General features: G+C 64.4%; 13 protein-coding genes. 5 read left to right on the top strand and 8 right to left on the bottom strand.

Translation table 11 applies throughout. The annotated features are described in order from the left end of the window. Positions 1 to 92: 92 nt before the first annotated feature. The 5 genes from BMI85_RS12050 to BMI85_RS12035 all read right to left on the bottom strand — a co-directional run bounded on the left by BMI85_RS12050 (position 93) and on the right by BMI85_RS12035 (position 4,875). On the bottom strand, positions 93 to 740 hold the full coding sequence (locus BMI85_RS12050; RefSeq protein WP_078601450.1) for a DsbA family oxidoreductase: 648 nt from the start codon (positions 738 to 740) through the stop codon (positions 93 to 95). Continuing rightward, a complete protein-coding gene (locus tag BMI85_RS12045; protein ID WP_246832551.1) occupies positions 737 to 2,203 on the bottom strand; it encodes a class I adenylate-forming enzyme family protein in 1,467 nt (488 codons plus the stop codon). The genes BMI85_RS12050 and BMI85_RS12045 overlap by 4 nt, the downstream gene beginning before the upstream one ends. A 272-nt stretch (positions 2,204 to 2,475) precedes the next feature. Beyond that, positions 2,476 to 2,799, bottom strand: coding sequence for a hypothetical protein (locus tag BMI85_RS12040; protein ID WP_078520654.1), 324 nt, complete (start codon positions 2,797 to 2,799; stop codon positions 2,476 to 2,478). Between the two features lie 133 nt (positions 2,800 to 2,932). Beyond that, a complete protein-coding gene (locus BMI85_RS21805; protein ID WP_338113616.1) occupies positions 2,933 to 3,052 on the bottom strand; it encodes a lipoprotein in 120 nt (39 codons plus the stop codon). Beyond that, positions 3,049 to 4,875, bottom strand: coding sequence for an extracellular solute-binding protein (locus tag BMI85_RS12035; protein ID WP_078601448.1), 1,827 nt, complete (start codon positions 4,873 to 4,875; stop codon positions 3,049 to 3,051). The genes BMI85_RS21805 and BMI85_RS12035 overlap by 4 nt, the downstream gene beginning before the upstream one ends. Positions 4,876 to 5,193: 318 nt before the next feature. On the opposite strand from BMI85_RS12035, the gene BMI85_RS12030 reads away from it, so the two are divergent. Then, on the top strand, positions 5,194 to 5,967 hold the full coding sequence (locus BMI85_RS12030) for a 3-hydroxybutyrate dehydrogenase (RefSeq protein ID WP_078601447.1): 774 nt from the start codon (positions 5,194 to 5,196) through the stop codon (positions 5,965 to 5,967). Positions 5,968 to 6,006: 39 nt separating this feature from the next. Here the strand turns inward: BMI85_RS12030 and BMI85_RS12025 are convergent, their stop codons facing one another. Together BMI85_RS12025 and BMI85_RS12020 are read right to left on the bottom strand one after the other, a co-directional pair. Beyond that, positions 6,007 to 6,669, bottom strand: a complete 663-nt coding sequence (locus tag BMI85_RS12025) for a response regulator transcription factor (RefSeq protein ID WP_168174783.1) — start codon at positions 6,667 to 6,669, stop codon at positions 6,007 to 6,009. 191 nt (positions 6,670 to 6,860) lie between these two features. Beyond that, positions 6,861 to 8,351: an ATP-binding protein gene (locus tag BMI85_RS12020; protein WP_168174782.1), complete on the bottom strand. Its 1,491-nt coding sequence runs from the start codon at positions 8,349 to 8,351 to the stop codon at positions 6,861 to 6,863. 253 nt (positions 8,352 to 8,604) lie between these two features. Here BMI85_RS12020 and BMI85_RS12015 point away from each other — a divergent pair, with 253 nt between their 5' ends. The 4 genes from BMI85_RS12015 (at position 8,605) to BMI85_RS12000 (ending at position 20,525) form a co-directional block, all read left to right on the top strand. Beyond that, positions 8,605 to 15,447, top strand: a complete 6,843-nt coding sequence (locus BMI85_RS12015) for a peroxidase family protein (RefSeq protein ID WP_078601444.1) — start codon at positions 8,605 to 8,607, stop codon at positions 15,445 to 15,447. A 73-nt stretch (positions 15,448 to 15,520) separates the two neighbouring features. Continuing rightward, a complete protein-coding gene (locus BMI85_RS12010) occupies positions 15,521 to 17,293 on the top strand; it encodes a type I secretion system permease/ATPase (RefSeq protein WP_078601443.1) in 1,773 nt (590 codons plus the stop codon). A 3-nt stretch (positions 17,294 to 17,296) separates the two neighbouring features. Beyond that, a complete protein-coding gene (locus tag BMI85_RS12005) occupies positions 17,297 to 19,195 on the top strand; it encodes a cadherin-like domain-containing protein (RefSeq protein WP_078601442.1) in 1,899 nt (632 codons plus the stop codon). Between the two features lie 37 nt (positions 19,196 to 19,232). Continuing rightward, positions 19,233 to 20,525, top strand: a complete 1,293-nt coding sequence (locus BMI85_RS12000; RefSeq protein WP_078601441.1) for an HlyD family type I secretion periplasmic adaptor subunit — start codon at positions 19,233 to 19,235, stop codon at positions 20,523 to 20,525. Between the two features lie 48 nt (positions 20,526 to 20,573). Here BMI85_RS12000 and BMI85_RS11995 read toward each other — a convergent pair whose 3' ends face one another. Continuing rightward, positions 20,574 to 23,057, bottom strand: coding sequence for a penicillin acylase family protein (locus BMI85_RS11995; protein ID WP_078601440.1), 2,484 nt, complete (start codon positions 23,055 to 23,057; stop codon positions 20,574 to 20,576). Positions 23,058 to 23,075: the final 18 nt, after the last annotated feature.

Genomic DNA, 23,075 nt, shown 5'->3' with positions numbered 1-23,075 from the left:
GGGGAATGCGCGCCGATGGCCAGAGGGCCGGGCGCGCAGCCCCCTGTGCGCTCACGCGATAGTGACGGCGGCTACGACGCCGGACAAAGCCGTCAGTGCTGCGTTGCGTCGGAGGGTGCGCCGGACAGCTCGTCGATCACCTGCAGCCACAGCTCGGTCGGTTGCGCGCCGCTCACCAGATGCGCATTGGCGACAACGACCGAGGGCACCGCGTTGATCCCACGCTCGCGCGCATGCGCTTCCTTGGCGACGATCGTGTCGATATCGGCATCCGAGGCAAGCAGCCGCTCCACCAGTCGCGGATCCATCATCGCGGCCTCCGCCACCTCACACAGAACGGTCGCGTCGCCGATATTGCGCCCGTCGCGCCAATGCGCGGCCAGCAGCCCCTCCATTACGTCCTCCTGACGCTCTTCCAGCCCGGCCCAATGGAGAAGGCGATGCGCGTTGCGTGTGTTGGGCTGATGGGTGACGCGCTCGGGGTGGAAATCATAGCCCTCTGCCTCGGCGATCTCTAGGAGCTGCACATGCATCTTCGCGGCCCCGTCCTGACCGAATTTCGCTTGCAGATAATCCGCGCGCGCCATCCCCTCGGGCGGCATCGTCGGGTTCAGCTCGAAGGGCTGCCAGGCGCGCTGGAACGGGTGGTTCGGGCGTTGCGCCAAGGCCCGGTCCAGCCGCGCTTTGCCGATGAAGCACCACGGGCAAACGGGATCGGCGAAAATATCGAGCGTGATCATGAGGTGACCTCCTGTTGCAGCATGGCGCGGATCTCGGAGCGCAGCACCTTGCCGTTACGGTTGCGGGGCAGGGCGGCGATATGGGCGTAAAGGCGGGGTTGCTTGTAACGTGCAAGCCGCGCCTCGGCATGGGCGCGCAAACTGTCTTCTTCCGCCTCGCCAGTATAGGCCAGCGCGACGACGCTGGCATCGGCCTTCACCGCGATCTCGACGGCGGCCACGTCGCCTGCGCCGGGGCAGTCATGCATGACCTCTTCGACCTCGATCGGCGAGACCCGGAAGCCGCCCGCATTCATCATATCATAGCCCCGCCCGAGATAGGTGATCGCACCGTCTTCGCCCATCGAGACCGTGTCGCCGGTTACGAACCACGGGCCGACCCGGCGCGCCGCCGTCTCTTCGGGCGCATTCCAATAGCCCAGATAGAGGCCCGGATCGCTCTCATGGATCGCAAGCTGACCCGGCTCGCCGCGCGGCACCGGTTGCCCATCCTCGCCCAGCACGGCGACATGGCGGCCCGCCTGCGGATAGCCGCAGGTGCCGGGCGGCGCGGGATGGTCCGGACTGCCCGAGATGAAGGTCGAGCATTCCGACATGCCGAGTGCTTCATAAACCTTGGTGCCCGTCGCTGCGTTCCAGGCCGCGCGCGTGGGTTCGGGCAGTGCCTCGCCCGCGCTCAACCCATGGCGCAGCTTCGGCAGCGACAGCGTCTCGTGATGTTTCAGGATTTGCCGATAGACCCCGGGGGCGGCAGCAAAGATCGTCGCGTCGAACCGCTTGACCAGCAGGGGCAGGCTGCGCGACTCGACCCCGTCCGCCGGGATCAGCGCGGTCGCGCCCAGCGTCCACGGATCCATCAGCCCGGTCCCGAGCGTGTAGGTCCAGTTGAAGGCGCCCGCATGCATCAGACGGTCATCGGACCCCATGCCATACCAGCCGCGATACATCATCTGGCGCGCCCAGATCGCGCGGTGCGCATGCATCACCGCGCGCGCCGAGCCGCCCGTGCCTGAGGTGAAGATCATGTAGGCGAGGCGGTTCGGTTCGCCCATTGCGAACTCGCAGGGCGCGGCGTCCTCGGCCTTGCGCAGAATGCCAGCGGGGATCACGCGCGCCGGATGATCGGGCAGGGCGATCCCGTCGCCCGCCACGACAGCCGCCGGATCGAGATCGGCGGCGAGCTTGGCGATCTCGGCCTCGGTCAGTTGCGCCGAGGTCGGCACCGGCACCAGACCGGCGGCGATGGCGCCAAGGAACGCGATGGGAAATTCCGGCCCGTTTCCCAGCCGCAGCATCACGCGGTCGCCGGGCGCCAGCCCCGCGTCGCGCAAAAGCGTCCCCGCACCGCGCACCGCCGCGATCAGCCGCCCATAGGACCAACGCTGCGCGCCCGAGGGCTTCACGATCTGCATCGCCAGCTTGTCGGGCGTCGCGGCCCCTGCCGCCAAAACATGTGCGGCCATGTTGAAGGCGCTTGGCGGGTCAGGGATCGGGTCTGTGCGGTAAACGGAATCCATGCAGCCTAGCTAGGACGCAGCGCGCGCCCGAGCAAGCCCGAACGCGTCTCCATCACTTTCGCTTCGCCTTGGCGAAAATATCCCGGGGAGCGGCGGAGCCGCGGGGCAGAGCCCCCTTCAACCTAGGTCATGCGCGCTTCCGCGCTCGGAGTAAGTCGTGCGCGCCTACGCGCGCGGGGGGGCAGAGCCCCCTGCAACCGATCAACGGCGCGCGACGCTCACTCTTCGTCGTCGTCGCCGAAGCGGGCGTCGTCGTCATATTCGTCTTCGCCCTCGCCGACATATTTCGCCGACAGCGCAATCGAATGACCGTCATGGGTCGGGTCCATGACCACGTCGGAGGGCAATTCGCCCCGCATCCAGTCACGGATTTCATCGCGCGCGTCGGCCGGCTCCTGTTCGGTCAGCTCGGCGATATAGCGGATGAAGGCCTTCTGATCGCCGTCGATCTCGTCAAGTTCGGCCTCGTCGGCTTCGGGCCACTTGTCCACGATCGCCTCGTAAAATGCCGCCCAGTTTTCCTCGATATGGTGCCATTTCATCGCTTTTGATCCTTTTCTTCGCGGCTCGTCTCACGGGCGGCCCTATTTCTGAGAAAGGGACGCCCGGGGGGCTTTGCAAGGCACAAGGCAAAGATACCTCGCGCGGTTCCATATCGTGATCAGATCCGCGAGGTTACCTGAACCAGCCCTGCACCGAGCGCGCACCGCCAGAGATGTCGTCGCCCACACCGGCCACCGTGTTGCAGCCTGCCAATGCCGCAGCGACTGCTGCCAGAAGGATGAGTTTTTTCATTGTCCTGCCTCTTGATACCACCAGACATCGGGTTGGAAACCCGGCCATGCCCCGTATAGCGGGGTCTTCTCAGGGTAGTGAAGCTGCTTGATATGGGCGATGCGGTCAACCGGGGCATACCAGATCGGGATGACATAGCGACCTGCAGTCAACACTCGGTCGAGCGCATGGGTCGCGGCGACGAAATCCTCGTGGCTTTTGGCGTCGAGCATGGCCTTGACCATCGCCTCGGCGGCGGGGGAGTTCATGCCCATCCAGTTGCGCGAACCGGGCTCTTTCACGCCTTTCGAACCCCAATAAAGGTTCTGCTCGTTACCGGGCGACAACGACAGCGCGCGCCAGTACCATGCCATGTCGAAATCATAGGCGTTGGTGCGCTGCGTATATTGCGCGTCATCGATCACGGTCACTTTCGGGAAGATGCCGAGCTTCTTGAGCGCCTCGGTGTAGATATCGACGATGCTCTGCGTTTCGGCCGCGCCTTGCTGCAGCACAATCTCGAAGGTGAAGGGCTTGCCGTCTTTCTTGAGCACGCCATCGCTATCGACCTGCCAGCCCGCGTCTTCCAGAAGCTTCGCCGCCGCGCGCATGTTCTTGCGGTTGCGCACGCCACCATCCGAGGTCGGCAGCGTGTAGCCGTCGATCGTACCGGGCGGCAGTTGATCGGCGAAAGGCTCCAGCAGGGCTTTGACCTTGTCCGCTGCGGGGCCGTGTTCCATCCCAAGCTCGGAATTCGAGAAGTAGGAGGAAATCCGCGGCTCCGCGCCGCCATTGATGGTCTTGTTGATGAACTCGAAATTGAACGCGTCGATCATCGCCTGACGCACCCGCCAGTCGGCGAAGACCGGGTTGCGGGTGTTCATCACCAGCCCCTTGATGCCCGAAGGACGCCCGTTCGGGATCTCGGATTTGATCACGTCGCCCGATTGCACGGCGGGGAAGTTGTAATTGCGGCCCCAGTCGGCAGCGTTCCATTCGGTATAGCTGTCGGTCTCGCCGCCCTTGAAGGCCTCGAACACGACCCCGCCATCGCCGAAATAGTCGTAGCGGATCGTGTCGAAATTGTTCCGGCCCTTGTTGAAGCCCAGATCCTTGCCCCAATAATCGGGGTTGCGCTTGAGCTCGATGAATTTGCCGGGATCGACGCGCCCCACGACATAAGGGCCGGACCCGATCGGCGCCATATTGGTGGTCGAGGCGAAGTTGTGCCCCTCCCACTGCGCTTTTTCCAGCACCGGGCGCATCCCCATGATCAGCGCCATTTCGCGGTCCTTCACCTCGGGTTTGAAGGTGATGCGGACCTTGCGCTCGCCGGTCTTCTCGATCTTCTCGACCTTCGACCAGGCGTTTTGGTAGCGCGGATGGCCTTCGGTCCCGAGCGTTTCATAGGACCAGATCACATCTGCGACCGTCACCGGATTGCCGTCGGAGAACTTCGCCTCGGGGCGCAGGGTGAATTCCACCCAGGTACGGTCGGGATCGGTCTCCACCGATTCGGCGAGAAGCCCGTAAAGCGTGAAAGGCTCGTCCATTGAGCGGCCCATCAGCGATTCGGCAACATAGCGGCTGATTCCCTCTGCCGGACGCCCGTTCAGAATCCACGGGTTAAGCGAATCGAACATGCCGGCCACGCCAAATCTGATCTCGCCGCCCTTGGGCGCGTCGGGATTGGCATAGGGCAGGTGGGTAAAGCCGGCCGGAAGTGCAGGCTCTCCATACATTGCAATCGCAGGTTGTGGCTCCGCGGCAGCGATCCCTGTAAATACAGGGGCGAGCCCGAAAAGCGCCCCGCCGAGTAAATGGAAAAACACCGATCTCGTCATGTTAACAATCCCTGCCTTGCCTGCATTTATTGGCGCCAAGCTAGCGAGAGGTTTGAAACTGCGCAAACTTTTCCCTTGGAGAGCGGCGCAGGATTGCTTATAAGGGATGCACTGCTCGATAGGTTTCTTGCCTGTATGAAACCTGCCTCATGACTTGACGCCCGCCCTAGCGCGGGCGTCTTTTTTTACGTCATCCCCCAAGAAAACAAGGTCCTCACCGCGATATCACGCGGTATTGCGCTTGCAGCATGGCGTTCGCAGGCGCGGCACGGCATGATCCCGGCGAATCCGTAACTTATCGCCACCGAAGGAGAGAACATGTCGCTTCAGGGAAAAACCGCCGTCATTACCGGGTCGAATTCCGGGATCGGTCTCGGGGTCGCGCGCGAACTGGCGCGGGCCGGAGCCGATGTCGTCATCAACTCCTTCACCGATCGCGATGAGGACCACCAGCTCGCCGCCGATATCGCGAAGGAATTCGGCGTCACCGCGCGCTATATCAAGGCCGACCTGTCTAAAGGCGCCGAAGCGCGCGCGCTGATCGAGCAGGCGGGCAAATGCGATATCCTCGTGAACAATGCGGGCATCCAGCACGTCTCGCCGATCGAGGAATTCCCGGTCGAGAAGTGGGACGCGATCATCGCGATCATGCTGACCTCGGCCTTCCACACCACCGCGGTCGCGCTGCCGATGATGCGCAAGGCGGGCTGGGGCCGGGTGGTCAACATCGCCTCCGCGCATGGTCTGACCGCGTCGCCCTATAAATCGGCCTATGTCTCGGCCAAGCACGGCGTTGTGGGCCTGACGAAGGTCACAGCGCTCGAGACCGCGAAGGAAGACATCACCGTCAACGCGATCTGCCCGGGCTATGTGAAGACCCCGCTGGTCGAGGCGCAGATCCCCGACACGGCGAAGGAATACAACATGACCGAGGAAGAGGTGATCGAGAAGGTCATCCTCGCGCGTCAGCCCTCGAAGGAATTCGCGACGGTGGAGCAGATCGGCGGCACCGCCGTGTTCCTGTGCTCGGATGCGGCGGCGCAGATCACCGGGACCACGATCTCGGTCGATGGCGGCTGGACCGCGCTGTAATCGGAAAACCCTCTGGCGGAGCGGCAACGCTCCGCCGGATCAATAGGGGCGCGACGAGAGCGCGCGCTCATGCGCCTGACGATGGGCGATCACCGCCTCCAGGCGGTTCTTCACCCCGTATTTCTGCATGATATTCGTCATGTAGAACTTCACCGTCTTCTCGCTGATTGCGAGGCGCGTTGCGATCTCGCGGTTGGTCTTGCCGCGTTCCAGCTCCCGCAGCACCTGCATTTCGCGATGGGTGAGGTTCTCGCTCTCGGATTTCTCCTGACCGGATAGCGCCGCCTGCAGCAGCGCCGCCGCAAAGCTGGGCGAGACGAAGGTGCCGCCATGCAGGATCGCGTCGATCGCGGCCTGCAACTCCGAGACGCCCACGCCCTTGAGAATGTAGCCCTTTGCCCCCGCGCTCATCGCTTCGATCGCGGTTGCAGGCTCGTCGCAGGCGGTCAGCAGGATGCATTGCATGGACGGGTCATGGTCGATGATCGTGCGCAGCGCGTTCAGCCCGCCGCCGGGCATGCTGAGATCGAGGATCATCACGTCCGGCCTGCGCGTTCGGGCCAGCTCGATCGCGTCGATGGCAGAACTGCCCTGATCGATCACGTCGATCCCGAGCGCGTCTTGCAGAACGGCACACAGACCCTGCCGGAAAATTGGATGATCATCGATAATACAAGCCGTCGTCGGCACGAAATCAGACATGGAAATACCCCTTAAACGATCCCGCGACCGCGTTCCCCAACGCGCGACGGCCATGCCGTCCGGAATGCCGCGAAATCCTTCTTCCCCCTGACCAACAGAATGAAGGTGTCCTGAATAAACACAATAAAGAAAGACGCTTACAGAATAGTCCCATCTGGCTATGGCTATAGACCGTTAGGATTACGTGCGCGTCACCTGCAGGGGGCGTCTGGAGCGAGCGGAATGCGGCAAACCACCTCCGCGCCCTGCGGCTCGAGACGGTGAAATTCGAGCGTGCCGCCAAGCGATTGCGCCCGGAATTGCATTCCCGGCAGACCAAGCCCACCCTCGCGGTATTCGCGCTCTTGCTCGATGGTGTGGCCGGGGGCCGGGCCGCTGTCGGAAATGCGCAGGACGAACGAGCCATCTTCTTGATAGGTTTCAATTTTCTGGCTTGAGCCGGGCGCGTGACGCGCGGCGTTGGCGAGGGCTTCCTGCACAATCCGACCCAAGGTGCGCCGCGTCGTCTCGGTCAGCTCTGGCGCGCCCGGCACAAGCGAGAGCGAGACCTGCGCCCCGGTGCGTCGGCCATGGTCCGTGGCGAGCGTTTCGATCAGCGCGGCAAGCGTCGGCGCGGCATCGAATTGCGGCGCGACCAATCCGCCCGAGATGGCACGGATTTCCTCCATCGTCTTGCGCGCGATTTTCTTGATTTCCGCGACAATCCCGGCCGCTTTCGGCTCATCAGTCGCGCCGGGGGAACGAATCATATGCTCCAGCCGGTCGATCTCCAGCACCAGATAGGAGAGAAGCTGGCACGCCCCATCATGCAGGTCCGCGCCGATACGCCGCTTCGCGCGCTCGTCGATATTCGACGCGTTCTGGGCTGCCTCGGCAATCGAGCGGTGTAATTGCGAATTGCCCAGCAGCAGACGCTCGCGCTCGGCGAACTGGCGGCGCAGCTCGACGGTCTGGCGCTCGATCGTCAGGCTGCCGCGCCGCACGATCAGGAACAGCATGGTGAAGACGATGATCGCCACCGGCCCGACGAAGAGCCACGTCGTCTTGGCCGAGGTCAGCAGCGCACCCCGGACCACGTCGGCATTCTGGTAGAACTCTCCCACGGCGAGGACCGTGCCCGTCTCCAGATCGCGCAACGGCGCGTAAATCTCGTAGAGCTGCACGCCCAGCGCGCGTTCGGCATCATGGGCGGCGTCCTCCAGATCGGGAAAGCGCCCGAAGACCTTCCCCTCGAGCGCCTCGAATATCTCGTCGTCGGGTAGCACGTGGCCATGCCCGGTGTCCGGGGCGAAGACCAGCTTGCCTTCACGGCTCCAGATCTTGATGGCGAGGAAGTTGCCCTGTTTGCGAAAACCCTCCGCCAGCGCGTTTACGGCTTCGAGATCGTCGGGGAGCAGGGCCTCAGATCGGCCCAGCGCCTGCACGTGCGGCTGCAAGAGGTTCTGCATGTAGAAGGCGGCGGTATCGGCAGAGGCATCGAGCAGCCGCGTCGTCGCACGGTTGTTGATCCAGTACGCGAGGGAGGCGAGCAGGAGGCTCAGCACCAGACCCAGGCCCACGAGAAACTGCAGCGACAGCGAAAACCCCAGAAACCAGCGCAACGGGTTTCGCACCGTCTGCACCGGGTCCGGGGCCCCCAAACCCCCGACCTTGGTCGCATCGCTCTTAGACCTTTGTCCCATAGTCCCTTGCGTCCTTTGGCGAGGAGCGTTCCCGACCATAGGGGAGAATCTCGTTCGACCTAAGACAATTTTCGCGCCTCCGATTTGATGGCCTGATGGAAGGCAGGAAAAGCGCCGTGCTTGTGGGGGGTGACGGCGCGAGGCGAGGCACAGGGGTAAGTGCCGTCTCGTACAGCCTCCTAATGAGCCAAGCACCGGCGATGGGTGTGACACGGGACCGCGATGCGGCCCGATTTGGTCTTAGGGGGCTGACATGACGATCAAACTGGCCGGAGCCGATCTCGACTATCTGCTGCAACAAGCAAATATCCTGAATGATTATTCCCGACTGACGAGCGCGCTCGACCCGAACGGGGTGCGCGAAGTGTCGGGCTATAACAACAACCTCGCGGGCGGCTATACCGTCGGCGCGGATGGCACCATCGTCTGGACCGGCGGCAATGTGCATCCCGATTGGGGGCAGGCCGATACCGAGTTCCTGCGCATGTTCACCACCAACCACCCGACCGAGCCGGAATACGGCACCTCTTATGCCACCGTGCAGAAGATGTGGGTGACACTGGTGTTGCCCGACAGCGAGGGCCGTCTTCCCGACGATCCCGATTATGTCGCAACCTCCAAGCAGGTGCTGGTCGACAACCCGATGTCGATGTCGCCTTCGATGTTCGTGGCCGACGCAAATGGCGTGGCTCCCGGCGCGGAGGGTTACATTCCGACCGTCGACGCGATGTCGATGATGGTGGCAATGTCGGATGCGCAGGCCGAATACCAGTTCGGCACGGACGGCTCGACGCTCGACATTCTCAACAGCTCGGTCGTGGTGGATTCCACTCCGCGCCTGATCTCGCAGCTGATCACCAGCTCGAACGTCGACATGACCGATCCGAACTACAACCCGGCAGCGGTCGCCGCGATGAACAATCTGGGCGGCTCGGCCGTGGACGTGTCGAACTCCGTCGTGGGCGACATCACCACCGCCTTCATGCCGAACCCCGGCATCCTCGGCGGTGTCACCTATAACGAATGGTTCGTGGCCTTCGGTCAGTTCTTCGATCACGGTCTGGACTTCATCCAGAAGACCGGCGGCGTGGTGATGATCCCGCTGAGCCCGAACGATCCGCTTTACATTGATCCGATGTATGCGCCGAACCCGGATTACGTGGATGCGGCGACCACGCCGAACGTTCCCGAGATGATCGCGACGAACCCGGCCTATATCCCGGGCGTCTCGAACATGATGATGCTGAGCCGCGCGAAGCTGTCGAACCCAGATACGGATTTCGACGAGAACGGCAACCTACTGCCGGGCGTCACGCCGCTCTACAACAACAATACCGGCCTGATGATCGACCAGAGCCAGACCTATGGCTCGCATGAGTCGGTCAACGTGCTGCTGCGCCAATACGATGCCAATGGCGTCCTCACCGGCAAGCTGATCACCGGGGCCGAGGACGGGATCGTCCATCGCCCGGATGCGAATGGCGATCTGGTGGAACTCGACGTCTCGACGGGGGCGGCAGTCGCACCCGATGGCACGGAGGTCACGGGCAAGGACGAGCTGGCGACCTGGGGCGACATGAAGGTCAATGCGGCTCGGATCGGGATCGAACTGGTCGACACGGATGTGCTCGATTGCCCGTGGATCAACGCAGATGCGATCGGCCGGATGAACTTCACCCCGCAGAGCGATTTCCTGTTCCGCTCGGATCAGAGCATCGCCGATCTCGAAGCGATCGCTTCCACGACCGGGATCGAGATCGGGGGCATGACCTACACCTCCTTCGCCGATGTGGCAGCTGCGGGCTACGACCCCTTCGTGCGCTGGACCCTGCAGGATGCGATGGAGGGCAAATGCGCCGCGGCCGATATCGGCGAGGTGCGCACCACCAATCAGGCGATCCTTCTGGATATCGCGCATGGCGCCGCGCCGGGCGCCGATTTCCAGGGCAATGAGCTCGACCCGGCGTCGGACCCGAATGCGGGCGCCTTCACCTACGATGACGCGCTTCTGGCCCGTCACAAGGTCTCGGGCGATGGCCGCGTGAACGAGAACATCACGCTGACCTCGGTGCACCACGTCTTCCACGAAGAGCACAACATCCAGGCGCAAAACGTCATGATGTCGGCGGTTCGCGATGCGATCGCAAGCGGTGATATCGACGGGCTGAACGGCACGGATGCGGCGAATGAAGGTTGGCTGGCGGTGGATATCGACCAGATCACCTTCGACAGCTGGGCTGGCACCGATCTGACCGACGACGCGGCTGTGCAGGCCATCGTCGACAGCCTCACCTGGGATGGCGAGCGCGTCTATCAGGCCGCACGCATCATCACCGAGAGCGAATACAACCATATCGCGGTCGACCAATACATGGGCACGCTTTACCCGGCGCTGCCGGAATTCGTGTCCTACTCGGCCGATATCAACCTCAATATCAGCCTCGAATTCGCGCAGGCCGTGTTCCGTCTGGGCCACTCGCAACTGCGCGAGACCGTCCAGATCGCGGTGACCGACGAGGCGGGCGTCAATCCGGGCGAGCCGGGCTACGTGCCGACCTATGTCGAGAAGGGGCTCTTCGACGTCTTCCTCAATCCCGATCAGTTCGACATCTATGGCGCGTCCGGGATCGCGGCGGGTCTGCTGACCCAGCAGGGCAACGAGATGGACGAATTCGTCACCGCCGCGCTGCAACAGTCGCTGGTGGGTGTGCCGCTCGATCTGCCCGCGCTGAATATCGCGCGCGGTCGCGATGTCGGACTGCCGACGCTCAACGAGCTGCGCATGGAAGTCTTCGACGGGCTGACCCAGAACACCTCGAACAACACCAACGGCTCCGGCATCGCGCCCTATCACAGCTGGGAAGATTTCGGGGCGCATCTGCGCACGCCGGAATCGCTGGTGAACTTCATCGCCGCCTACGGGCGGGACGAGGACGGCACCTTCGGGCTGCAAGCCGCGCGCGACGCCTATCAGGCGGGCACGGGCGAGCTTTATGAAATCCGCGCGGCGGCGCAGGCGATCCTCGATGCCGCAGCCGATGCGTCCGATCCGCTGCATGACGAAGCGCTGATGTTCATGCGCGGTTCGGGAGAGCCGACCTACACGCCGGGTGTGGGCTGGTCGCTCTCGGGCGGGCAGGGCGATCAGGGCTTCTGGGATATCGACCTCTGGGTCGGCGGTTTGGCCGAACAGGCGATGTTCGACGGCCCGCTGGGCACCACCTTCAGCTTCATCATGCTGGACTTCACCCAGCGCCTGCAGGATGGCGACCGCTTCTACTACCTCTACCGGATGCCGGTCGGCCACCATCTCGGCGACCAGATCATCGGCGAGCAATTCGCCCATCTGATCATGCGCACCACCGGGCTGGAGCATATCCCGGACGCCTTTGCCACGCCCTCGGCGACCTATGTGCTCGACGGGACGACCTCGAGCGGCGACTACCACGACAATGCGCGCGACGGTCTGCTGGGTGTCGATGACGCCTATGGCGATAACGACTACTTCAACGCGACGCTGGAGCGGCTGCCCGACGAGGTGCGCGACGTGGCCCTCGCAAATGGTGGCTTCGAGGCGCAGGATCTCGTCGCGGCAGGAGCCCCGACCAATGCGCGCGGCACCTATCTCAACGGGGCGATCGAGGGCTGGACCCTCAACGGCACCGGCGGCACCTGGGCGCCCACCGAAGCTGCGGTGCCCTTCCTGCCCGAAGGCACGCAGGTCGCACAGCTTGGCCGCAATGCATCGATGAAAGCCGACACCGGCACGGAGCTCGTCGAGGGAAATGTCTACACTCTGACGCTCAAGGTTGGCGACAAGATCGGCTATGTCGCGACCGGAGGCACGGTCAAACTGGTGGCCGCGGACGGCACCGTGTTGGCCAGTGCCGTATTCGCGCCGCCGCTCGATGACGACGACGTCACGACGGACGATGCCTGGGACATGGTCACCCTGAGCACCGATGCCGTGCCCGCCGATCTCGCAGGCCTGGGCCTGAGCATCGTGGTCGAAACCGACGGCACCGGCCAATACACGCTCTTCGACAATGTCCAACTCACCGAGAGCATCCCCGGCGGTCCGGCCAATGACGGCCATATCACCGTGATCGGCCTTTCGGGCGACGACTTCATCGTCGGGGCCTTGGGCGATGACGTGCTCTATGGCGACGAGGGCAACGACCGCATCGAAGGCGCGCAGGGCAACGACCATATCTATGGCGGCGACGGCGACGACTACATCACCGATTACGAGAATGACGACTTCATCCTCGGCGGGAACGGCAACGACACGATTTTTGCCGGCCCGGGTGTGCTCGACACCTCCCACGGCAACGCGGGTGATGACGAGGTCCATGGCGGCGACGGCATCGACGAGGTCTTCGGCGACGATGGCGATGACCGTCTCTATGGCGAGGGCGACACCGACCTGATGATGGGCGGTGACGGCAACGACTACATGGATGGAGGCGACAGCGTCGACGAGATGTTCGGCGGCAACGGCGCGGACTGGATGGTCGGCGGCGTGGGCGACGACAACATCAATGGCGGCTCGGGCAACGACCTGCTCGAAGGGGGCCTCGGCCCGACCGCGAACGATGGCGACCGTCTCAACGGCGACAGCCCCGCGCAGCTCAACCCGGTGATCGAGTTCAACGGAGACGGCACCGAGGGCGACATGGATATCGGCTCCTACGAGGACGCCTATATCAACGTGGTCGCGAACCTGCAGACTTCGAACAACGCAGGCACCGGCTCGGTCCTGATGGACCAGTATGCCTTCCTCGAAGGCCTTGTCGGCTCGCAATACAATGACGATCTGACCGGCGCGGATGAGAACGGCATCGGCTCGAACGGGATGAACAACTATCTCGTAGGGGGCGGCGGAGACGACCGGCTGACCGGCTTGGGCGATGGCGGCGACGAGAGCACGGGGCAGGCCGATTTCATCTTCGGCGACAGCGTGATCGTGGACTCGAACCTCTACTGGATCGGCGACAACCGCCACGACCAGAGCGTGACCGTGACCGGCTTCATCGAAGACTGGTACGGCACCGGCGACACCCGCGTTCAGTTCTCGGACGGCTCGCTGGGCCACATCCTCGGCGATACCGGGACGGAGGGCACCGATACCGCGCTCTATACCGGCAACCGCGAGGACTACCGGATTGAGCTGATCTCGATGAACGGCCAGCAGGCGGTGAAGATCACCGATCTGCGCAACGGCACCGACAATCAGGGCAACCCGGTCGCGACCGATGGGGTGGATATCCTCGTGGGCGTCGAATGGGCCGAGTTCGCGAATGGCGAGACGATCTCGCTCAATCCCGATCCGATGTCGGACATCATGTGGAACGCGACCGGCAGCAGTGGCAGCGGCACCATCGCCCGGCTGAGCGCGGATGTGCCCTTCGGCGGCCAGGCGACCTACGAGCTGCTTTCCGGCTCGCCGGGTGTGTTGCTCACCGGGACCAACGACGATCAGATCCGCATTCAGGGCGGGCTCGGCGACAATGAGGCGCTCACCGCCACGATCCGCGCGACCGACGCGTCTGGTACGCAGGTCACCGAGACCTTCGATATCGTCACCGGCGATGCGACGGACGAGGTGATCGACCTGACCGGCGCGACCAATGACACCACGATCTACGGTCGCGAAGGCAATGACACGATTACCGGCGGGGATGGCAACGACACCATCGTCTGGAACGTGACCAATCCGCGTCGCAACCAGCCGGAACGGCCCGACGGGCGCGATTTCGTGGATGGTGGAGCCAATGGCACCACGGGGGACCGCTTCGTTGTCACCGGCAACAACACCCGCGAGAACTTCGTGATCTACACTGTCGCGGCTGCGATGGCGGCCAATATCACGGTGCAGAACGCGGCCGCCGAAATCGTCATCACCCGCGATGGCGAGGTGATCGCCGAGCTCGCCAACATCGAGGAGATCACGATCAACACGCTCGACGTGACCGCCGATAACGGCAATGGCGGGCTCGACGGCGGCAATACCGGCGGGCGGCGCGGCGACAATGTCGAAATCGTAGGCGACTTCACCGGCACCAGCCTGAACTACTCGACGATCACGGTGAACGGTGATGATGGCGACGATGTCGTGGACATCTCGCAACTCGAATCCGATCACCGCATCGTCTTCCACGGTGGCGGCGGCGACAACGTGCTGGTCGGCGGAACGCGGTCGCAGGACGTGCTTGTCGATGCACGCCACGGCGCGCGTCCGGACAATGCGAACCCGGACGGCTCGGATAGCGGCAGCGGCAGCGATGACGGGTCCGACAGCGCGATGCCCGACGGGCTGGTGCTGGTCGGCGACGAAACCGCCGAGACCTTCATCGGCATGGAAGGCAATGACGTCATCTTCGCAGGCGGCGGCGCGGATAATGCGCTCGGCAACGAAGGCGACGACATGATCTTCGGTGACGGGGGCGCGGATCGTCTCTTCGGCGGCGAAGGCGACGACGTGATCGAGGCTGGCAAGGGCCGCGACATGGTCTTTGCCGATGACGGCGACGACACGGTGATCGCGACCGAGGACGACGGGGCCGACAGCTACTGGGGCGGGGAGGGCTCGGATACGCTCGACTACGCCGCGATCCAGGCCTCGGTCGAGGTCGATCTTGGCCACGGCACGAACGGCCACGGTCAGGTGATGATCGGCGAGACCGCGGATCAGATCTACAGCTTCGAGAATGTCATCACCGGCAGCGGCGACGACACGATCATCGCCAACAGCGCGGTCAACGTGATGGATGGCGGCGGCGGCCACGACACTTTCGTCTTCAACTCCGCGGCCGATGCCGATGGCGACCGGATCAACGGTTTCGCACCGGGCGACAAGATCGACCTGAGCGGGATCGACGCAGATCAGGGCGCGGCGGGGGCGCAATCCTTCGTCCTGTTCGCGGCGGGCGATTTCAGCGCCGCGGGCGAGCTGCGCGTCTCCTACGAGATGCGCGACGACGGCGAGCACACGATTGTCGCGGGCAATGTCGACGACGATCTGGATGCCGATTTCGAGATCGACATCGCGGGCCGTCACATGCTCGACGCCTCTGATTTCAACGGGGTGAACTAAGGGGGTAGCGCCCGGCGGAGGGGTCCGCCGGGCGTGATTTTTCAAAGTCTCAAGATCTTGGTGGGAGGATCACATGAGCAATGCACGTCGCCGTTTCCAAGCCAGCGAAGAGCTCGTCTCCGAACGTCTCGGCCGCTATCGCGGGCTGATCGTCTTTCTTCTCGGCCTGTCCTTCGTGATCAGCCTGCTCGCGCTGACAGGCTCGTTCTACATGTTGCAGATCTACGACCGGGCGCTGACCAGCGGCTCTGTGCCGACGCTGCTGGCGCTCTCGGTTCTCGCCATCGCGCTCTACCTGTTTCAGGGCCTGTTCGATGTGCTGCGCAACCAGATCCTCGTGCGGGTCGGCGCACGGATCGACAACCGCCTCGCGCCGCTCACGCATCGCGTCGCGATCGAGATGCCGCGCTTTGGCTATTCCACTTCTGAGGCGCTGGAGCGGGGCCGCGACGTCGACACGATCCGCAGCTTCATCTCGGGGGCCGGGGCCATTGCGCTGCTCGATCTGCCGTGGATGCCGCTGTTTCTCGGTTTCGTCTATCTGCTTCACCCGCTGCTGGGGCTGATGACCATCGGCGGGGCCTGCGTTCTGATCACGCTGACCGTCATCACCGAAATGATGTCGCGCCGCTCGGGCCGGGAGCTGCAGAAGGCCTCCATCGCCCGCGCGATGATCGCCGACACCAACACCCGCAATGCCGATGTGCTTCACGCGATGGGCTTCGGTCGCCGCGCGGTCGAGCGGTTCGACACCGCCAATGCCGAACATCTGCGCCTACATGCGCGCACCAGCGACATCACCGGCACGCTCAGCGGGCTGTCGAAGGTCACCCGGATGATGCTGCAATCGGCGCTTCTGGGGCTTGGCGCTTACCTGACCATCGTGGGCGAGCTGTCGCCCGGCGCGATCATCGCCTGTTCGGTGGCCGCGTCGCGCGCGCTCGCGCCGGTGGAAATGGCGATCGGCAACTGGAAGGGCTTCGTGGCGGCTCGCCGCAGCCATGCGCGGCTGCGCGACACGCTCGCGACGCTCGAGGATGATGACACAATGGTCGCCTTGCCCGCGCCGACCGAGAGCTTCACCGTCGAGGGAATGACGGTCGTCGCGCCGGGCTCCGGTGCGGTGCTGCTGGGCGATGTCAGCTTCGATCTGAAATCGGGCGATGCGCTCGGCCTGATCGGGCCTTCGGGCTCGGGCAAGACGACGCTCGCCAAGGGTATCGTCGGCATCTGGCCGCTGCTGCGGGGCCATGTGCGCTTCGACGGCGCGGCGCTTGATCAATGGCGGGTGGACCTACTGGGCGATCATATCGGCTACCTGCCGCAGGAGGTTTCGCTGATGGAAGGCACGGTCGCCGAGAATATCGCGCGCTTTGCGCCGGACGCGACCGATGCGGATGTGGTGGCGGCGGCGAAGACTGCGGGCGCGCATCAGACGATCATCCATCTGCCCGACGGCTACCAGACGCAGCTTGGCCCCTTCGGCACCTCGCTTTCCGCGGGCCAGCGTCAGCGCGTCGGTCTGGCGCGCGCGCTCTATGGCGCGCCCTTCCTCGTGGTGCTGGACGAACCGAACTCGAACCTCGACGCCGATGGCGAAGCGGCGCTCAGCGCGGCCATCGCGTCGGTCCGGGCGCGTGGCGGCATCGTCGTGGTGATCGCGCATCGCCCCAAGGCGCTGGAATCCGTCAATCTCGTGGGCTTCGTTCAGGGCGGCAAGCTGGTGGCCTTCGGTCCGAAAGACGAGATCGTCAATCGATCCGTCGGGCTCAAACCGCTGCCCAAGGGCAAACGCCCCGCAGCAGCGGCGGAGCTGGGGGACAGCATCGAACAGGCGGTGGGCTGAGCCATGGAACAGGACAAGCTCAAGCTCGGTATCCCGGATGACGAAGCGGCCCTCGCGCCGATACAGAAATACCGTGCGCCCGAGGGGCGCTCGGTCTGGCCCGGCCGCGTGGCGGTGGGGCTGGTAGCTCTTGCCTGGGCGGCGCTCGCGCGCAAGCTCTTCGGCACGGATGCGGCGCAGGCGGAAGGTGTTCAGGACGGCCCGGCCCACCCCCCGGCAGATCCCGACGCCCCCGCCAGCCCGCAGACGCCGAACGCGCATCACATCCCCGAAATGGGGCCGAGTGCCGCGCTGGCGCAGGAGGAGGAGCAGCCCGATCCCTTGCCCGAGAACGTGATCCTGTTCCCGGGCGCAAATCCGGCACCTTTCGCGCTCTCTCCGCAACGCTGGCACGCCAAGCACAAGGCGACGGTGGATGCGCAGGACGATACGCTTTTCTTCCCCGAGGCGATCGAGGTGAAGGAGTTCGATTTTCCGAAAGTTCCGGTCTTCTCCTCGACCCGTGCCGCGGCGCGCAAGGCGCGCGAGAGCGGGGACCGCGCGCCTGATGAGCCCCGTCCGCCGGGTCCGGCGCCCGAGGTTCCACGCAACCGCGCGCCGGAGACGAATGGCCCGGTGCGCCTCTCACCCGGTCGACGCGACGAGAGCTTTTTCATCGTCGCGGCGGTGCTGCTAAGCGGGGCGAGCGATCCCGACGGCGATCCGCTCTCGATCCTGTCGATGCAAGCCCAAGGGGGCGAGGTGATCGCCCATGGCGAGGGCGAATGGCTCATCAAACCCGATCAGGGGTTCGAGGGCGAGTTGGTCATCACCTACGACCTCAGCGATGGCGAGCTGGCAATCGGCCAGACCGCGACGGCACTGATCCTGCCGCCGGACTATCATGACGTGATCGGCACCACCGAGGACGATTTGCTGACCGGCACGCCCGACCGCGACGCGATCCGGGGCGAGGGGGGCAACGACATCCTCTATGGCCGCGAAGGCGACGACATGCTCGACGGCGGCGATGGCTGCGACGTGTTGATTGGTGGCGCGGGCGCGGATGTCATCTATGGCGGCGCGGGCAATGACACGGTCTTCGCAGGTGCAGGCGACGATATCGTCTTCGGCGAGGCGGGCGCGGATGCGCTGCATGGCGAGGACGGCAACGACTATCTCGACGGCGGCATGGGCGCGGACAGCATCGATGGCGGATCGGGCAACGACACGCTGATGGGCGGCGAAGGTTGCGATCTGCTAGATGGCGGCGCAGGCGAAGACCTCGTCTCCGGTGGCGCGGGCGAGGACCGCATCGTGGTCGCAGAGATCTCGCAGGCCTCGGGCGACAGCTACGATGGCGGCGGAGGATCCGACACGCTCGACCTCAGCCGCATCGCGGAGTCGGTCACCGTCGAGCTATCTGCCGGGACGATGACGAGCGCTGCGGGCGAGGCATCTCTCGTCAGCATCGAGAACGTCACCTCCGGCGCAGGCGCCGATCAGCTGGTTGCAAGCGATGCCTGCAACCTCTTCTCTGGTGGCGCGGGAGAGGACGTCTTCGTCTTCACCTCGCTCGCATCTATCCAGAACGCGGGCCAAGGCCATGACCGCATTACCGATTTCGAACCCGGCGACCGGATCGACCTCTCGCAGATCGACCCGATGGGCGAAGGCTATGGCGAGATGCGCCTGTTCTTTGCAGGCGCGACCGGCGAGGTTCCCGAGGCACGCGGCGGCGTTTTCGTAGCCTACGAGATCGAAGACGGAGAAGACGCGCATGAATTCACCGTCGTGAAAGCCAAGCTGAGCGCGCAGCACGAGGATGGCAGCATCGAGGATTACGATTTCGAGATCGAACTCGACGGCCATCTCACGCTCGAAGAAACCAATTTCCTGTTTGATTGCGACGTGCCCGCCTGACGGGCTGCGCGCGATTTTTTGGTGGGGGGAACCGAAAATGACCAAGACTCACAACGATCCGGCCCTGTTCTCGATCCGTGCGCGCATCCTGTTCGCGACGGCGTTTCTGGGCGCGCTGATCCTCGTCTTCGGCGGATGGGCGGCGCAGGCGAAACTCTCCGGCGCGGTGATCGCGCAGGGGCAGGTTGCGGTGAAATCGCAACTGAAGGTCGTGCAGCACCCGGATGGCGGCGTGATCCGCGATATCCGCGTGGAGAACGGCGATCTGGTGCAGGCGGGCGACGTGGTGGTGCTGCTGGACGATACGCAGCTCCGCTCCGAATTGGGGATCGTCGAGACCCAGATCCGCGAATTCACCGGCCGCCGCGCGCGGCTGATCGCGGTGCGCGACAGCGCCGCCGAGATCGTGTTCCCGGACGGATTTGAGACCGCCGAGGAGACGGCTGCGATTGCAGATGGCGAACGTCAGCTGCTGGCCCATGACCGCGCGATGCAGGATTTGCGTCGCGACCAACTTTTGTCTCAGGTCGACCAGTTTGACGAAGAGATCCGCGCGCTCGAAGCGCAGCGCCAGTCGAACGAGATCGAACGCCGTCTGCGCGGCGAAGATCATGACCGGCTGCAGAAGCTGCTGAAGAAAGGGCTGACCGAGAAAGGCGCGATCACCGAGGTCGAACGCGACATGGCGCGGCTCGACGGGGTCTCGGGCGAGATCGAGGCCAATATCGCGCGCGTGAAGGGACAGATCAGCGAGTCGAACCTGCGTATCCTCGAGTTGGACCATCAGGCCCGCACCGCTGCGCAGAAGGAACTTCGCGATATCGACGCCCAACTGGCCGAACTGCATGAGCGCGCCGTGGCCGCACGCGATCGGCTCTCGCGCACCGAGATCCGCGCGCCGATCGCAGGCGTGGTGAACGAGCTGGGCGTGCATACGGTGAACGGTGTGATCGCGCCGGGCGAGCGGGTGATGGCGATCGTGCCCGATGGCGAGCTGATCGTGGAGGCGCGGCTGCGCACCACCGATATCGATCAGGTCATGCCGGGCCAATCGGTGCGGCTGCGCTTCACCGCCTTCAACCAACGCACGACGCCGGAAGTGGCGGGAGAGGTGCGCGTGGTCGCAGCCTCGGCGACGAAGGACGAAAGCGGCGGGAGCTATTACCTCTGCGCCGTCGCGCTGACCGAGGCGCCGGTGCTGCCCGACGGGCGCGGCCTGCGCCCGGGGATGCCGGTGGAGGTGTTCTTCCAGACCGGAGAGCGCACCGCGATCTCCTATCTGCTCAAGCCGGTCGCCGATCAGGTGCAGCGCACGATGCGCGAGGACTGAGGGCGCGAACCGGGGCGGGCCTGCGTACGCCCCGAGTTTCAAACCGGATCAATTGCCCGGTTTCGCCGCACCTTTCGGCACCAGATGGGTGATCCCCGCCGCCGCCGCGCGTGCCAGCGCCGGATCGAGCGACATCGGGATATATTCGCCCGAGCGCCACAGTTCCGACAGGTCGTCGTAGTGGCGGCTCAGCGGATGGCCCGATTGCCCGGTCGAGATGATAAAGACCGAACTGTCGGGATCCGCGAAATCGAGCACTTCGCGATAGCCCGCCGCATGGACGTTGGCGAAGCGGTCAGATCCGTCGCCGCCCTTGGTGCGACCGCGCATCAGGGTGAAATCGCCGCCCGAGGTCGACTGCCGGATATTCACGAACCATTTCAGTCCCGGCACCTTGCCCAGCACCTGATTGTCCTGCTCGGCGATATGCGCGTCGCCCCAGCGCCAGCTCTCGATATTCGGTCCGTATTTCTTCGACAGATCCAAGAGCGCCGCGTCGAGCGACTGCCGCGCGATATCGCTGCAGGTCTCTTTCGGAGCCGACTGGATGATGTCGCACCAATGGCTCGCGCCTTGGGTGTCGCGGAAGACGCGCTCGATGAACAGGGGCTCCAGATGGTCGAATTTCTTCGCCAGCGGGCCCAGCTCGTCGCGGATCAGCCGGTTTTGCAATTCGCGCATCCAGGCGGCGTAGATCAGCGGCTCGGGCAGATGCTCGGACATCTCGCCATCCCAGCTCGCCAGCATCTCGAGCGCGCGCTGACGCATCCGCTCGGGCGTGCCGGCGGGGGCGGGATCACCGGTATACCACAGGTTCGCACCGACCAGCGGGAGCAGACCGCGCGCGGCAGGCGACACCGTGTCGAGCTGCGCCGAGATGAAGCTGTCGCGCGAATGCACCTCGCGCTCGCCCATCAGTTTCGACAGGCGCTGAATGCGCTGCGTGTCGCCCCAGTGGAACGAGACGTTATAGGGGAAGGGCCGGTCCACCGTCTTGTTATTGGTGTTCACGACGATGCCGCTTTTCGGCTCGACGAATTGCGGGTTGTCCTTGAAGGGCAGGAAGCCTTTCCAGCGGTTCTCGGGCTTCCAGCCCGCGTTCGGCATCCGGCCTTGCGTGTCATTCGCCCGGTCACGCAGCGGGATTTTCCCGCCGGTGACCAGCGCCACCCCGTCCTTGTCGGCCAGCGTGATGTTCTGCGCGGGTGCGACGATCTTCTTCGCCGCATCCATTGCCTGCGGTATCGAATGCGCCCGCATCAGGTCCATCGCGCCGGTCATCGTCGTGTCCTGCGGATCGAATGCGGTCCAGCTGAGCGACATCACCGAATGCGGCGGCGTGACGGTCGCCAGATCGAAATGACTGCCGGGCAGCACCGGACCGTTATCGGTCCAGCGAAGGGTCAGCGTGACCGGCTTGGCGTCCTTCACCTCGACGATCACACGCTTGGTCTTGAAACGCTTCCAGCCGTCAGGCGTGCGGTATTTCGTCGGATCGTCGGGATCGATCTCTTCGATATGCAGGTCCTGATCGTCGACAAAGGCCGTGGTCAGCCCCCAGCCCAGATCCTTGTTGCGGCCCGACAGCACCAGCGGCATCCCCGGGATCGTACCGCCGATCACGCCGCCAGATTGCAGTTGCAGCCGCGCCAGATACCAGATCGAGGGCGCCGTCAGACCCAGATGCGGATCGTTGGCCAGAAGCGCGCCCCCCGCAGCCGAGCGGTCAGGCCCCGCAGCCCATGCGTTTGACGCACCGGCAGAGCCACGTGCGGGGAAGGGAGAGAACGCCCCCGGCGCCCCGTTCTCCGCCGTCTGAATGCCCTTTTGCATGGTCGGGAACAGGCTCGCGTAATCGGGCAGGGCAGCGGTCGCCTGTTGCGGATCGTCGGGCATGATGTCGCGCACGAGGTCTTTGCCGACGAGCGACACACGGGCGCGCAGCACCTCGTCTTGCAGCTGGTTCGACAGCTGCACCGCCATCAGCTTCATGATCGCGAGCGAATCCGCGGGCGTCCAATAGGAGATCTTGCTGTCGAAGAGGAAGAATTCCGGCGCGCCGCGCCCCATTGCGCCCTCGTTGACGATCTCGATCCACTGGTTGACGCCCCGCGCATAGGCCTCAAGCGCGGCCTTGGTGTAATCGTCCTGCGAGGACACCGAGTCGACCGCCGCCTGATACAGGCCCATCCGGCGCATCAGCTCGTCGGTTTTCAGCGTCTCCTGACCGAACACTTCCGACAGCCGCCCCTGCACCGTGCGGCGCATCAGCGTCATCTGCCACAGCCGGTCCTGCGCATGGGCGAGCCCCAGTGCGAAGAAGGCATCCGGGTCGTCCTTGCCGAAGATATGCGGCACGTCCTCGGTGGAGCGTACGATCTCCACCGGGGCGGTGAGCCCGGTGACTTTATAGGTCGCGTCGTAATCAGGAAGCGAGCGCGAGGCGAAGAAATAGATCAGCCCCCCGACGAGCACCACACCCACGATCGCGGCCATGATCAGCCGAACGCCCCATCGAAATGCCTTATACATCGAGCCCTCTGCGCGCCT

Source organism: Thioclava sp. DLFJ4-1 (assembly GCF_002020145.1).
Lineage (GTDB): Bacteria > Pseudomonadota > Alphaproteobacteria > Rhodobacterales > Rhodobacteraceae > Thioclava > Thioclava sediminum.
The sequence above is the reverse complement of the archived record's forward strand: the minus strand, read 5'-3'. Positions and strand labels throughout refer to the sequence as shown.

What these genes read in the sequence shown, in the direction of transcription:
- BMI85_RS12050 (WP_078601450.1), bottom strand. Translation starts at nt 740, where the DNA reads ATGATCACGCTCGATATTTTCGCCGATCCCGTTTGCCCGTGGTGCTTC.
- BMI85_RS12045 (WP_246832551.1), bottom strand. Translation starts at nt 2,203, where the DNA reads ATGGCCGCACATGTTTTGGCGGCAGGGGCCGCGACGCCCGACAAGCTG.
- BMI85_RS12040 (WP_078520654.1), bottom strand. Translation starts at nt 2,799, where the DNA reads ATGAAATGGCACCATATCGAGGAAAACTGGGCGGCATTTTACGAGGCG.
- BMI85_RS21805 (WP_338113616.1), bottom strand. Translation starts at nt 3,052, where the DNA reads ATGAAAAAACTCATCCTTCTGGCAGCAGTCGCTGCGGCATTGGCAGGC.
- BMI85_RS12035 (WP_078601448.1), bottom strand. Translation starts at nt 4,875, where the DNA reads ATGACGAGATCGGTGTTTTTCCATTTACTCGGCGGGGCGCTTTTCGGG.
- BMI85_RS12030 (WP_078601447.1), top strand. Translation starts at nt 5,194, where the DNA reads ATGTCGCTTCAGGGAAAAACCGCCGTCATTACCGGGTCGAATTCCGGG.
- BMI85_RS12025 (WP_168174783.1), bottom strand. Translation starts at nt 6,669, where the DNA reads ATGTCTGATTTCGTGCCGACGACGGCTTGTATTATCGATGATCATCCA.
- BMI85_RS12020 (WP_168174782.1), bottom strand. Translation starts at nt 8,351, where the DNA reads ATGGGACAAAGGTCTAAGAGCGATGCGACCAAGGTCGGGGGTTTGGGG.
- BMI85_RS12015 (WP_078601444.1), top strand. Translation starts at nt 8,605, where the DNA reads ATGACGATCAAACTGGCCGGAGCCGATCTCGACTATCTGCTGCAACAA.
- BMI85_RS12010 (WP_078601443.1), top strand. Translation starts at nt 15,521, where the DNA reads ATGAGCAATGCACGTCGCCGTTTCCAAGCCAGCGAAGAGCTCGTCTCC.
- BMI85_RS12005 (WP_078601442.1), top strand. Translation starts at nt 17,297, where the DNA reads ATGGAACAGGACAAGCTCAAGCTCGGTATCCCGGATGACGAAGCGGCC.
- BMI85_RS12000 (WP_078601441.1), top strand. Translation starts at nt 19,233, where the DNA reads ATGACCAAGACTCACAACGATCCGGCCCTGTTCTCGATCCGTGCGCGC.
- BMI85_RS11995 (WP_078601440.1), bottom strand. Translation starts at nt 23,057, where the DNA reads ATGTATAAGGCATTTCGATGGGGCGTTCGGCTGATCATGGCCGCGATC.